The following is a 12,513-nucleotide window of genomic DNA, read 5'->3' as shown; positions in this document are numbered from 1 at the left end:
ACCGTTCGCTATTTTTTTTGCCATCAATTTGTCGCCAATGTTCAACACGCCCTAATAGAAGTGAACCGCTATCGGTGAGATTAGTAAGACAACTCAGCACGGCGGTTTTGTGCATAGGCGTCTTCAGTCGTACCAGCAGCAACAGGACGTTCTTCGCCATAGCTGATAACACGAATGTTATTTACCGCAACACCTTGCGTAGCAAGATAGTTACGTGCTGCTTGGGCACGGCGCTCACCTAGTGCGATGTTGTATTCACGGCTACCGCGCTCATCTGTGTGACCAGCGATGACCACACTCGCTGATGGGTTTGAGCTTAGCAATGCGGCGTGTTGGTTAAGAACACTGGCGGCTTGTGAGGTGATTTCACTGCTGTCAAAAGCAAAGTATACCACCGCTTGTAGATTTTCAGCGCCAGTAATCACTGTATTTGAGTTGTCGACGACAACCGCACCAGTGTAGCCTGCTTGCCCAGATGGGATACCTAGTGGGGCAACCACGACCTCAGAAGTCGTACGTTTGGTGGCACAACCTGTGGTTAGGGCAACAGCACTAGATAGTACGGCTAAGGCTGCGATCTTAGAAAAATTGATTGACATAATAAGCTCCTAAAATTTTAATTAATTAACTTTGTTGTTTTAAACTGCTTACGGTAAAACTTAGGCAATTGCTATCTATAATATACTAAATGTTACTTTATGTAAGTAGTATTACTGTAAGTAATTCGAGAAATTACATATAGATATATAGCATACTATCAACGCTGCTAGTTCGAGTTTTTAGGGATGGTTCAATCATTAGTATTGAGCCAATTTGGTAGTGATTTATCGTTGTATATAGGCAGTTTTAAATAAAAGCGATACGTTGGTAGCACTCGTATCGGTTTTAAACTGAATCCACTATATTAAATCATATTAATCATTAATATATTGGTATCATTTATGAGCTACCAACATAATAATCTTGGGGTTCACACTTGAAATTTGACAGTTTAGGTCAATGTAGCTGTAAGCTCAGCAAGATTGAGTACCCGCACATTTATATCATCAATAATAATAGGAATTTATATGTCTACCGCTGAAACCGCTGCGCAAATTGTCAATCCTGAAATGCCTGATGTGCCAGCGCATAATCCGAGTAAAATTAACTTAAAAGACTATCAACCGCCAAGCTTCGATGTGGAAACCGTTGATTTAGATATTAAACTGTTCGAGGATCATGCGCAGGTAGACAGTACCCTAAAAATGGTACGCCAAACTGCGGGTGATATTGTTTTGTTCGGTGAAGAGCTAGAGCTGCTTGCCGTTACAATGAATGGCGAGCAACTGACACCTGAGCGTTATCAGCAAACTGCAGGTAAGTTGACGATTACTGATGCGCCTGATGAGGTGACATTAGCGCTTCAAGTGCGTATCTGTCCGCAGACCAATACCGCGCTTGAAGGTTTTTATATGGCGGGTAGTGGTGACGAGACGATGTTTGTCACTCAGTGCGAGCCAGAAGGCTTTCGTAAAATCACCTTTTATCCAGACCGTCCTGATGTGCTCGCGATATTTACCACGCGTCTTGAGGCGGATAAGCGTTATCCAACGCTATTGGCCAATGGTAATCTAATCGAAGCGGGTGAGGTTGCAGAGGCACCAGACCGTCATTATGCGATTTGGCACGATCCAACCAATAAACCAAGTTACCTGTTTGCCTGCGTGGTTGCAGACTTAGATGTGCTAACGGATAGCTATACCACCAGCGAAGGTCGAGAGGTGTTGCTCGAAGTATATGCCAAGTCTGCCGATATCGATAAATGCGCTGTTGCTATGCAAGCGCTCAAAGATTCGATGAAATGGGACGAGGTTAATTATGGCCGTGCCTATGACTTAGATCGTTATATGATCGTCGCCGTCAGTCAATTCAATATGGGCGCGATGGAAAACAAAGGGCTGAATATTTTTAATACCGCTTGTGTGCTATCAAGCCCTGAGACCACGACCGATAGTCGTAGTTTTAGTGTGAAATCTATTATCGCTCATGAGTATTTTCATAACTGGACAGGTAACCGCATCACTTGCCGTGATTGGTTCCAGCTGTGTTTAAAAGAAGGTCTTACCGTCTATCGTGACCAATCGTTTTCAGCGGACCAGCAGTCAAGCGCGGTACAGCGTATCGATGATGTCGCCAATCTACGTGCCTATCAATTCGCAGAGGACGCAGGACCATTGGCGCATCCAGTACGCCCTGAAAGTTTCATTGAAATTAATAACTTTTATACCACGACCGTTTATGAAAAAGGCGCTGAAGTCGTCCGTATGCTTGCTAATACTTTGGGTGCAGAAGATTTCCGTAAAGGCACCGATGAGTATTTTCGTCGCTATGATGGACAAGCAGTGACGGTTGAAGACTTCTTATCGGCGCTCAGTATCACCAATGACAAAATCGAGGACTTTATTGATTGGTATCGTCAGCCAGGCACGCCCGTTGTATCAGGCCATCAAGACTATGACAGTGAGGCTCAGACATTAACCATCACCTTGAGTCAGCAAACTCGTCATGTCAGCGGTTTTGATGCGCCAAAACCCTTGCCAATTCCAGTGTCAACGGCATTATTTGATCAAGAAAGTGGCGAAATCATCGCTGAGCGTATGCTCCTGTTAGACCAAGCAGAGCAGACCTTCATTTTTGAAGATGTGACTAGTGAACCTATCGTGTCTTTGCTACGTGACTTTAGTGCGCCAGTACAGCTGAATTATGATTATCAAGACAAGGATTTGGCATTTTTGCTTAAGTATGAGACCAATGGTTTCAATCGTTGGCAAGTGACCCAAATGCTAGTCAATCGTATTTTACTGCAATCTCAAGGCTCAAAAAGTAATCCTGAAGTTTACCTACAAGCAGTGGCACAGACGTTGCCTGATTTAGCTGCCGACGATGCGATGTTGGCTGCGCGCTTGCTCGATATCCCGTCAGCGCAAGAGTTGGCCGCTGCTATTCATAAGGATTACGATCCAGAGCTGGTCAAAACGCAACGAGATGGTTTATATCAGCAGTTGGCAGAGGCGCTAAAAGAGCAGTGGGCAGCGCTATATCAACAGCTACCTCTGCAAGCTTATGATGACAGCGCTGAAGCTCGCGGCAAACGCGCGCTACGTAATGTGGTGCTCGATATGGCATTGACTGCCAATGTTGAAGGTGCTGGCGAGTGGGCGCAGCAGCAGTATGACAATGCCAGCTGTATGACGGAGCGCTTCGGTGCGTTACAGGCGATAATTAATCATCAAGTAGCAAATGCCGATGATTATTTGGACGATTTTTATAAACGCTTTCAAGACGATGATTTGGTCATTGATTTGTGGTTCAGTGTGCAAGCGTCTGCCGATAACGTCAGCCCTGAGATTATCAAGTCACTATTGGCGCATAAAGATTTTGATTGGAATACGCCCAACCGTGTGCGCTCAGTGATTAGTGCCTTTACCTCGCAGCCAACGGTATTATGGACGCAAGAAGGCTTGGATATCTATACCGCTGTGATTAAAAAGTTAGATGACTTAAACCCTATGATAGCCTCGCGCCTATTGCAAGTGCTGGCGCGTTGGAATACCTTGGCTGAGCCACGTCGTCAAATGGCACATGAGCAACTGCTTGATGTACAGCAGCAGGTTTCCTCTAAGCATGTGCATGAGAGCCTAAGCAGTGTATTGGCAGCAGCGAATGAGTAGGTTTACATAAACCATTTTATAAGTGATAGAGTACAAAAAACCCCGTCTGACATTAAATGTCAGACGGGGTTTTTATGGTTATTAATGACGGCTATTAGCGGTTAGGCAATACGTCTTTGACCATGTCACGCAGGTTGTGCAATGCTTCGACGGTACTATCCCAGTCTAAGCAACCATCAGTGATAGATTTACCGTATTCAAGCTGGCTCAAGTCTTCAGTGAGCTTTTGGTTGCCGCCTTTTAGATGACTCTCAATCATCATACCAATGATAGATTTATTGCCATTTTGAATTTGCTCTGCGACGTTTTTGATGACCATTGGTTGCAAGTAAGGGTCTTTACCTGAATTGGCATGGCTTGAGTCAATCATAATCTTGCTACTGGTTTTACCTTTAGCCAGCGCGTCTTCTACTTGAGCAACGGCTGTTTCATCATAGTTAGGCTTGCCGTTACCGCCACGAAGAACGACGTGCGCGTATGGATTGCCTTTAGATTTGATGATTGATACTTTGCCGTCTGATGATAAGCCTAAAAAGCTATGACCGGCTTTGACCGCTTGCATAGCGTTGACAGCGACGGTCATGCCGCCATCCGTACCATTTTTAAAACCAACGGGGCATGATAAGCCTGAGCTCATCTCACGGTGCGTTTGGCTCTCAGTGGTACGAGCGCCAATTGCCGACCAGCTGATCAAATCCTGCATGTACTGCGGGGTATTCGGGTCAAGGGCTTCCGTCGCGCACGGCAGGCCTTTTGCGTTTAAATCAAGCAGTAACTTACGGGCTGTACGTAGGCCTTTTTCGATATCAAAGCTGTCATTCATATCAGGGTCATTAATCATACCCTTCCAACCAACGGTCGTCCGTGGTTTTTCAAAATAAACGCGCATCACTACGAATACGCTGTCTTCGATCTCTTTTGCCAATATGGCTAAGCGATCGGCATATTCGTGGGCGGCTTTAATATCGTGAATAGAGCAAGGACCAATAACCACAAATAGGCGCTTATCTTTACCATCCAAGATATCTTGGATAGTGTTGCGACCTTTGAGAACGGTTTTATACGCTTCGTTTGATAAAGGCAGCTCAGTTTTTAGCTCAGCGGGTGTGATTAAAGGAATGAACTTTTCAATATTCACGTCGTCAATATCTGCATTATGAGTAGCTGGTGTTGTCATGATTATATATCGTCTAGCTAATGTATAGGGATATTCATTATGCTGACAAAAGTGCCGGTTGACAAGGGCAGTCGCGTAGTTAATTGACTGATAACTGGAATGTTGAGGCTAAAACTTGGTTATAGTTGTTGATTAGACATATTCTTATAGGGTTTATAACCCAACATAAAAACAATCTATTAAGTGGCTCTCTATACCTGAACTGAATCTAAATTTTGACAAATAGACTGACTCATGTATCCATATTTTTAATTGTCAGCACTGGATTTTATGTGCTAATTTCGCTATTTTTAGCAGCGTCACGTATGATGACGCTATAAATCACTTAATTCGAGCATTATAAATAATGCCATAGTGCATTTGAGTTGGCACCCTAACACTGATTTCGTGTGCTATATTTTATAATGATTCTGTATTTTAAAATATTTATATTTTTGACTTTTGTATTACTTTAATATTGAGAGCTTGTCATGACAGATTCTGCTACGCCTCACCAACCATCGGATGTAACGGTACAGCCCGATATTTATGATGACGTGTCTGCCGTGACAGCGGCGCCACTGGTCATCGGTATTGTTGCAGGCGAAGTCTCAGGTGATAGTTTGGGTGCAGATTTTATGCAGCAGATGAACAATCTACGTGATGACATCATTTGGATTGGCGTTGGCGGTACCAAAATGCAGGCGCAAGGGCTGCAAAGTATTTTTCCGTTGTCACGTTTGGCAGTGATGGGATTGGTAGAAGTGGTTGCTCAGCTCCCTGACCTACTGAAAGCGCGCCGTGAACTGTTGGCGGCTTTTAAAACGGCAGATATTGATTGGTTTATTGGCATTGATGCGCCTGACTTTAATCTTCGAGTTGCCAAAAAACTAAAGCCTGAAGACGTATTTTGTGTGCAGTATGTCAGCCCTTCTATTTGGGCATGGCGCGAGTCGCGTATCCACAATATTAAGGCGGCGACCAATTTAGTATTGTGTTTATTCCCGTTTGAGCTACCAGTATATGAGCGTTACAACCATCCAGCGATATGTGTCGGTCATCCGTTATTGCGAACTATAGATCAGACGTTGTTAGATACGCCAATTAACCAGCGCCGTAGCGAGCTGGTTTGGCACAATGATGGTTTGCAGCAGTTTTTTATTGATCGTTTCGATGAGGTCAGCCAGCTTATTTGTGTGATGCCAGGGTCTAGACGTGGTGAAATAACGGCTATATTGCCATTGATGTTGGATGGGATTCAAAGGCTTATTTTATTAGACCCGAATTTATGCTTTATCATTCCAACCGTTGATCAAAACCACCAATATATCGTCCAAGAAGTTATTGATAAACGTTCAGAACAACTGCGCGCGGCTATCGTCGTGGTCTATGATGATAGTCAACCCGCCTTTAGTCAGCAGGCGATGGCCGCATCAGATATGGTGATGCTCGCATCGGGTACAGCGACCCTTGAGGCGATGTTGCTTGAACGTCCGATGGTGGTCATTTATCAGTTGAATCAATTGACATATCAAATTGCTAAACGGCTGGTCAAAGTGCCTTATGTTGGCTTACCCAATATCTTGGCAAACACTGCGATTGTACCCGAGCTTATCCAAGAGCAGGCGAGTGGCGACAATATCTGTCGCACCGTCATGCGCCTATTGCAACCGCGTGCCTATGCTGAGCAATTAAAGGCGCTCGTTGAAACCAAGCACTTATTACAGCAGCAAAGCAATCACGATCCCGCTAACAGTGTGATTGAGCAATGGTTTATGCAAGACAGCCATCTGTCTAAACAACCGATCACAAATCAAGCTTCGCAATAAATTAATAAGACATTATAAGTTATGAGTATTATGCCGCACACAGAACAAGGTACTACAGAGAGTCATACATTACAGATTGAAAAAGTTATTGAACAAATTGATATCAAAGGACAGTATATTAATTTGGCGGCTCCAATAGGTTTGAGTGGTCAGCTAAATGTGACGGATTTAATTGATCAATGCGCGCCAAGCTCGAACCAAGTCTTTATTAATAAGTTACAGATTGGCGTTGATGAAGCAGGGCGTGGGCCATTACTAGGTAGCGTTCATGTCGCTGCTGCGATACTGCCGCTCACTTGGGCAGGCTTGATTGAGGCGGAGCCGCTCAAAGGTACGCCATTGGCTATATTGACAGACTCAAAACAGCTGAGTGAAAAAAAGCGTGACATTCTGTATCCTTTGGTTCAGCAGCATACTATTGGTTATGTCGTCGTTGATATTCCAGCAGCAGTCATCGATCAGGTCAATATCTTGCAAGCAACCATGCTCGGTATGCGTTTATGTACCGAAGTCTTACTAGAAGCGGCCGCTAAACATTTTGTGAGCATCAAACCAGACACCGATGATGCACCTTATCCTATGCAAGTAGAGGTGTTATTCGATGGTAATCGCTGTCCTGATTTAGACTATACACGCCTTGCTAAATTAGGAATAAAAGAGTCAGCGATTGACTGCCAAGCTTGGGTAAAAGGCGATGCTCGCCATACCAGTATTGCAGCGGCGAGTATCTTAGCAAAAGTAAGCCGCGACAAAACCATGTATGCGCTTGATGCTCAGCATCCTGAATATGGTATCGCCAAACACAAAGGCTATCCAACACGCGCCCATATGGAAGCGATTGAGACGTATGGGGTATTGGCAGCGCACAGACGTAGTTTTGCACCCGTTAGAAAAGCACTTGAAAGCTAATAGAACTATACCTCTATGAAATAGCCTAAGCAAAATATATATTGTCATTTAAATAGAAAATCCCGCCGGCTCTTAAGAGTAAGCGGGACTTTCTTTAGCCATTTAAATTTAATGATTTACTAAATAAAAAGTGTCTAGTATGGTTAACAGCGTTTAAAACGACGAGTTTGGCTGCTGCAAAAACGCTTCTTCTTCAACTGTTGACTCGCGATCTAACGCAGCATTACGATGTGGGTAGCGTCCGAATTGTTCGATAATGTCTTTATGACGATGTTCAAAATCTAAAGTATTCGCATCATTTAGTTGCTCAAATAGCGGTAGGTAGCGCTGATGAATCATCGCTGATTCGGAATGCATGAATGGCATAATGATAAACTTACGCCAGTCCATCGGCAGCGTATCAAAATACGGTTGATCAATAGCCTCTTGTGCCAATACCAATGCCATACCGTCTTGCGCAAAAGCACAGGCTTGCTCACGGCATAGATTACGCGAGAATTGATCCAAAACGATGATTTCTGACAATCGTCCAGCCAGTACCGTGACTGAGCTATTGTTATCCGTTGTTACTTCTGTCATTCGCCACGTGACACACTCACCTCGCTTGGCTGCTTGCCATGTTTTGCCAAATTTATCCTTTACTTTTTGATCAAATTCATCATTCTGGATAAACCAATATTGCTCATTGTCTTTATCAAACCAAAAGTCTAACACCGCACGTGCATCAGGATCGAGATGAGTCAAATCAATATTATTATTTGGGTCCAGTTGAGACAGATTGGCTTGGTTACTAGAGGTGGAATAGTCGGTTGATAATGACATAGGATATTCTAATTATAATAAATTTAGTCTACTATAGCGCAAATATTTATCTCTGTCATGATGCCAATGTTCAGCTACTAGGTGATTCTTATGAATACAAAAACCTCCGTACAAACCACCCATGTAAAACTGCCATCAACGCCTTATTATTTACTAGATGAGACGGCGATTGTGGCCAATATGCAGATTATCGCTCGACTGTGTGAGTTATCAGGTGCTAGGGCATTGCTGGCGCTAAAATGCTTTGCCACGTGGGGTGTGTTTGATGTTATGCAGCCTTATCTGCATGGCACGACCTCATCTTCATTAAATGAAGTGCGTTTGGGCTATGAGACTTTTGGTAAAGGCAAAAATAGCGATAATAAAAAAGAAACTCATGCTTATAGCGTGGCGTATAGTAGCGATGAAATCCCTGAAGTGCTCAGTTATGCGGATAAGATTATCTTTAATTCTATTTCGCAATTAAATGCTTTTAAAGACCAAGCTAAAGCGCAAAACCTACCAGTAGGGCTACGCTTAAACCCTAAAACCAGTAATTCATCATTTATTATTGCTGATCCTGCCCGTCCTTTTAGCCGTCTTGGTGAGCATGATAAAGATAAGATAACAGCAGTGCTTGATGATATTACTGGGGTGATGATTCATAATAACTGTGAAAATGACAGCTTTGAGGCGTTTAGTGAGAGCTTAGCTGATATCGAAGCCAGATTTGGTAATGTATTAATACAGCTTGAATGGGTTAGCTTGGGCGGTGGTATCCATTTTATCGCCCCTGATTATCCATTAGAAAAGCTTGCTGACAGATTAAAGGATTTCAGCGAAAAGTACGGTGTACAAGTTTATCTTGAGCCGGGTGAGGCGAGTATCCATGGTGCTGGCACGTTGGTAACGACTGTATTAGATACCATGCATAACGAAAAAAACCTCGCTGTCGTCGATGCTTCTATCGAAGCGCATATGCTCGATTTGCTGATTTATCGCGAATCTGCGCCCATTACTGCTATTAATGAAGAATTGATTAATATCTTACCTATGAATATTGATGAAACAACCGATATGTCAGGCAACAGCATTATTTACGGTCGTTCTTGTTTGGCGGGTGATATCTTTGGTGAATATGCTTTGCCAAATAAATTGAAAGTAGGCGATAAGATTGCGTTTGGCAATGCCGCTGGTTATACCATGGTAAAGAAAAATTGGTTTAATGGCGTTAATATGCCAGCCATTGTTATTCGTCGTCTTGATGGCAGTGTTGATGTGCAGCGTGAGTTTGATTATCAGGATTATAAGGCAAGCTTGTCTTAATTTTGGTCTTAATATTAATACGATAATTTTTGATAAATAAAGTTGGATTTCTCTTTATCATTAATTTTTGCCGAAAAGGTGGCGAAAATTGTTATAATCGCCACGGGCAAAAGCCAATAATCAAATGGTGCTTTGCCCGGCGGGTGCGTGGGTTTTCCTCGGTCTTCCTTTTTAATTCACGTACATCATTCACTCGTTTCTGTTTTGACTCGCCATTATCGATGGTATCGACAGGGACACAAAGGAGGATTGTGGCATTGACTACACAACAAACCAAATCAGATAAAAATCCAACTAAAAAAGACGTATTGATCATTGGTGCAGGCGGCGTGGCTCAAGTAGTCGCGCATAAATGTGCCATGCATAACGACGTACTTGGTGAGATTCATATTGCCTCACGTACGCAAGATAAATGTACGGCTATCGCTCAGAGTGTCGTAGAAAAAGGCAGCTTTAAGCAGCCTGCTACTTTGCATACCCATCAAATCGATGCCCTCGATATTCCAGCACTCATCGCACTCATAAAAGAAACTGGTATCCAAATCATCATTAATGTTGGTTCACCTTTCCTTAATATGAGTGTGTTAGAAGCTTGTATCGAGACTGGCGTCGCTTATATTGATACCGCCATTCACGAAGATCCACGCAAGATTTGTGAGACACCGCCATGGTATGACAACTATGAGTGGAAGCGTAAACAGCGCTGCGCCGACAATAATATCACTGCTATTTTAGGCGCAGGATTTGACCCCGGTATGGTTAACGCCTATGCGCGTCTTGGCTATGACATGATGGATAAAGGCTCAGTGACGGATATTGATATTATTGATATCAATGCTGGCAGCCATGGTAAGTACTTCGCGACCAACTTTGATCCTGAGATTAATTTCCGTGAATTCACGGGGACTGTTTATTCTTGGCAAGACAGCAAGTGGCAGTCGAATAAGATGTTTGAAGTCAAGCGTACCGATGACTTGCCTGTCGTTGGTGTGCAAAACAGCTATTTGAGCGGTCACGATGAAATTCATTCGTTATCGGCAAACCTAGACGTACCTAATATCCGTTTTTGGATGGGCTTTGGTGAGCATTATATTAATGTATTTACCGTACTGCAAAGCTTAGGATTACTGTCAGAGCAACCAGTATTGACTGCCGAAGGACAAGAAGTCATTCCGCTAAAAGTCGTCAAGGCAGTGCTACCAGATCCAAGCTCGCTTGCACCAAATTATACTGGCAATACGTGCATCGGTGATAAGGTTAAAGGTAAAATCAACGGTGTCGATACCGAGGTGTTTATCTATAATATCTCCGACCATAAAGAAGCTTATGAAGCCATGGGTAGCCAAGGTATCTCTTATACCGCTGGCGTGCCACCCGTTGCGGCGGCGATGCTAGTCGCTACGGGTGAGTGGGATACAGGTAAAATGGTCAACGTCGAAGAGCTGGATGCCAAACCACTTATCAATCTGTTGAATAAGATTGGTTTGCCAACGCGTATCAAAGATGCAGACGGTGATAGAGCGCTTGAGTTTACTATTTAAACGCAATCACCAGTCTTTTTTGAATCGGTGGTTGCAATAACAAACACCATATTAAGCGCGTGCTTGGTATGGTGTTTTTTTAGCCTTAAAAAATAAATAGAAGGAATATTAATGCCTCTTTCCAAGTACAACGTTGGCGACTTGATGGTTGAACCTAGCAATCTCAAAGTCTTGATGGTTTTGGAATCGCCGCATATCAATGAATACATTCATGGACATCCAGCTGCAGGCGAGTCGGCACTTGAGCTGACCCAATTGTTAAAGTCTCAAGGTTATGTGCATGATTTTGATACCCAATTGCCAGTTGGCTGTAATATAAAAGCGCTACACTATCAGCCGCTTGGCATCCTTAACTGTTCGCATTTACCGATGAATCCCGCCTTTTATCCGTGTGATCTTGACGATGAGGCGCAAGCACAGGTTAATAATATTGTCGGTATTAAACAACATCTAGCACAAGACATCAAAAATGCCGAGCAGTATGCACCAACCCTTCTTGCGCAAACTGATATTTTCAAAGACTTTGCGCGCAGACTCAACCAAGTACTTACCCAAGCGCCAAATGTCATTATTGTCCCTTGTGGGCATACTGCCAAAGGATTTATCGATACTTTTACGACCACTTATCCTAAGCCGCTCAATATTTTATACGGCTTGCCGCATCCCACTGAACCAGAGTGGGATGAGAAAATAGCCACCATTGATTTGAACGACCATATTAAGCCTGAGATATTGCCTTAGTCGTCATGACAGCTTATATACGAGAAAACCATATCCATGAGTACTGATGAGAAACAACCAGCGGGCACCCCAAAGGTTACTATAGACTCTGTTAGAGAATGGTTGATTCAAACCACGCGGCTTTTTGCCAAATTCTCTATCATACTTCTCATTATTGGTAGTGCCTTGGTATTAAGTTTCGCGCTGGATTTGCCGCTTTATGTGTCTTATAGTCTTGTCCTGTTAATCGCTGCTGTTTTATTTATCATACTCATTATGGTATCGATTAAAAATATCGTTTATCTCTATTTAAAGACCAGCATCTGGGGTCAAATCGTTCTTTATTTACTAATCGCCTTAATCAGTGCCCGCGCTTATCTTTGGGCCATTGGAGAGGTTAATCGCATATTTTTGGTTGATCCCAGTAATTTAGCGCTGACTACTAGGGGCTGTATAGAATTGGGAAATAGTTGAAAAAAATAAGCAACGCCTTACACTCTTGTTTACCACAACAAAGAGAA

The 12,513-nt window shown here is 43.2% G+C and carries 10 protein-coding genes; 7 read left to right on the top strand and 3 right to left on the bottom strand.

Annotated features, from left to right (window positions below; translation table 11 throughout):
- Positions 1 to 80: 80 nt before the first annotated feature.
- A complete protein-coding gene (pal, locus tag EI161_RS10865) occupies positions 81 to 599 on the bottom strand; it encodes a peptidoglycan-associated lipoprotein Pal (RefSeq protein ID WP_192529553.1) in 519 nt (172 codons plus the stop codon).
- Between the two features lie 468 nt (positions 600 to 1,067).
- On the opposite strand from pal, the gene pepN reads away from it, so the two are divergent.
- Positions 1,068 to 3,710: an aminopeptidase N gene (gene pepN / locus EI161_RS10860; RefSeq protein ID WP_192529552.1), complete on the top strand. Its 2,643-nt coding sequence runs from the start codon at positions 1,068 to 1,070 to the stop codon at positions 3,708 to 3,710.
- 94 nt (positions 3,711 to 3,804) lie between these two features.
- On the opposite strand, the gene EI161_RS10855 is transcribed toward pepN, so the two are convergent.
- Positions 3,805 to 4,887 (bottom strand): 3-deoxy-7-phosphoheptulonate synthase, encoded by a 1,083-nt coding sequence (locus EI161_RS10855; RefSeq protein ID WP_192523572.1) that lies wholly within the window; start codon positions 4,885 to 4,887, stop codon positions 3,805 to 3,807.
- Positions 4,888 to 5,357: 470 nt separating this feature from the next.
- Between EI161_RS10855 and lpxB the strand changes: the two genes are divergently transcribed.
- The gene (lpxB, locus tag EI161_RS10850; protein WP_192529551.1) at positions 5,358 to 6,695 is read left to right on the top strand and encodes a lipid-A-disaccharide synthase; all 1,338 of its coding nucleotides are present in this window, start codon (positions 5,358 to 5,360) and stop codon (positions 6,693 to 6,695) included.
- Between the two features lie 21 nt (positions 6,696 to 6,716).
- A complete protein-coding gene (locus EI161_RS10845; RefSeq protein ID WP_192529550.1) occupies positions 6,717 to 7,604 on the top strand; it encodes a ribonuclease HII in 888 nt (295 codons plus the stop codon).
- Between the two features lie 153 nt (positions 7,605 to 7,757).
- On the opposite strand, the gene EI161_RS10840 is transcribed toward EI161_RS10845, so the two are convergent.
- Entirely contained in the window at positions 7,758 to 8,426 is a 669-nt protein-coding gene (locus EI161_RS10840) for a DUF924 family protein (RefSeq protein ID WP_192529549.1), read from the bottom strand.
- A gap of 90 nt (positions 8,427 to 8,516) precedes the next feature.
- Here EI161_RS10840 and nspC point away from each other — a divergent pair, with 90 nt between their 5' ends.
- The 4 genes from nspC (at position 8,517) to EI161_RS10820 (ending at position 12,466) form a co-directional block, all read left to right on the top strand.
- Positions 8,517 to 9,731 (top strand): carboxynorspermidine decarboxylase, encoded by a 1,215-nt coding sequence (gene nspC / locus EI161_RS10835; protein WP_192529548.1) that lies wholly within the window; start codon positions 8,517 to 8,519, stop codon positions 9,729 to 9,731.
- Positions 9,732 to 9,988: 257 nt separating this feature from the next.
- Positions 9,989 to 11,272 carry a saccharopine dehydrogenase family protein gene (locus EI161_RS10830; RefSeq protein WP_192529554.1) on the top strand — a complete coding sequence of 428 codons (1,284 nt, stop codon included), beginning with the start codon at positions 9,989 to 9,991 and terminating at the stop codon, positions 11,270 to 11,272.
- Between the two features lie 111 nt (positions 11,273 to 11,383).
- Positions 11,384 to 12,013 carry a hypothetical protein gene (locus tag EI161_RS10825; protein WP_192529547.1) on the top strand — a complete coding sequence of 210 codons (630 nt, stop codon included), beginning with the start codon at positions 11,384 to 11,386 and terminating at the stop codon, positions 12,011 to 12,013.
- Positions 12,014 to 12,049: 36 nt separating this feature from the next.
- The gene (locus EI161_RS10820) at positions 12,050 to 12,466 is read left to right on the top strand and encodes a hypothetical protein (RefSeq protein WP_192529546.1); all 417 of its coding nucleotides are present in this window, start codon (positions 12,050 to 12,052) and stop codon (positions 12,464 to 12,466) included.
- Positions 12,467 to 12,513 lie beyond the last annotated feature (47 nt).

It is taken from the genome of Psychrobacter sp. FME5 (assembly GCF_014861375.1).
Classification (GTDB): Bacteria; Pseudomonadota; Gammaproteobacteria; order Pseudomonadales; family Moraxellaceae; genus Psychrobacter.
The sequence above is the reverse complement of the archived record's forward strand: the minus strand, read 5'-3'. Positions and strand labels throughout refer to the sequence as shown.

Coding starts and splice junctions, on each gene's coding strand:
- pal (WP_192529553.1), bottom strand. CDS start 599: ATGTCAATCAATTTTTCTAAGATCGCAGCCTTAGCCGTACTATCTAGT.
- pepN (WP_192529552.1), top strand. CDS start 1,068: ATGTCTACCGCTGAAACCGCTGCGCAAATTGTCAATCCTGAAATGCCT.
- EI161_RS10855 (WP_192523572.1), bottom strand. CDS start 4,887: ATGACAACACCAGCTACTCATAATGCAGATATTGACGACGTGAATATT.
- lpxB (WP_192529551.1), top strand. CDS start 5,358: ATGACAGATTCTGCTACGCCTCACCAACCATCGGATGTAACGGTACAG.
- EI161_RS10845 (WP_192529550.1), top strand. CDS start 6,717: ATGAGTATTATGCCGCACACAGAACAAGGTACTACAGAGAGTCATACA.
- EI161_RS10840 (WP_192529549.1), bottom strand. CDS start 8,426: ATGTCATTATCAACCGACTATTCCACCTCTAGTAACCAAGCCAATCTG.
- nspC (WP_192529548.1), top strand. CDS start 8,517: ATGAATACAAAAACCTCCGTACAAACCACCCATGTAAAACTGCCATCA.
- EI161_RS10825 (WP_192529547.1), top strand. CDS start 11,384: ATGCCTCTTTCCAAGTACAACGTTGGCGACTTGATGGTTGAACCTAGC.
- EI161_RS10820 (WP_192529546.1), top strand. CDS start 12,050: ATGAGTACTGATGAGAAACAACCAGCGGGCACCCCAAAGGTTACTATA.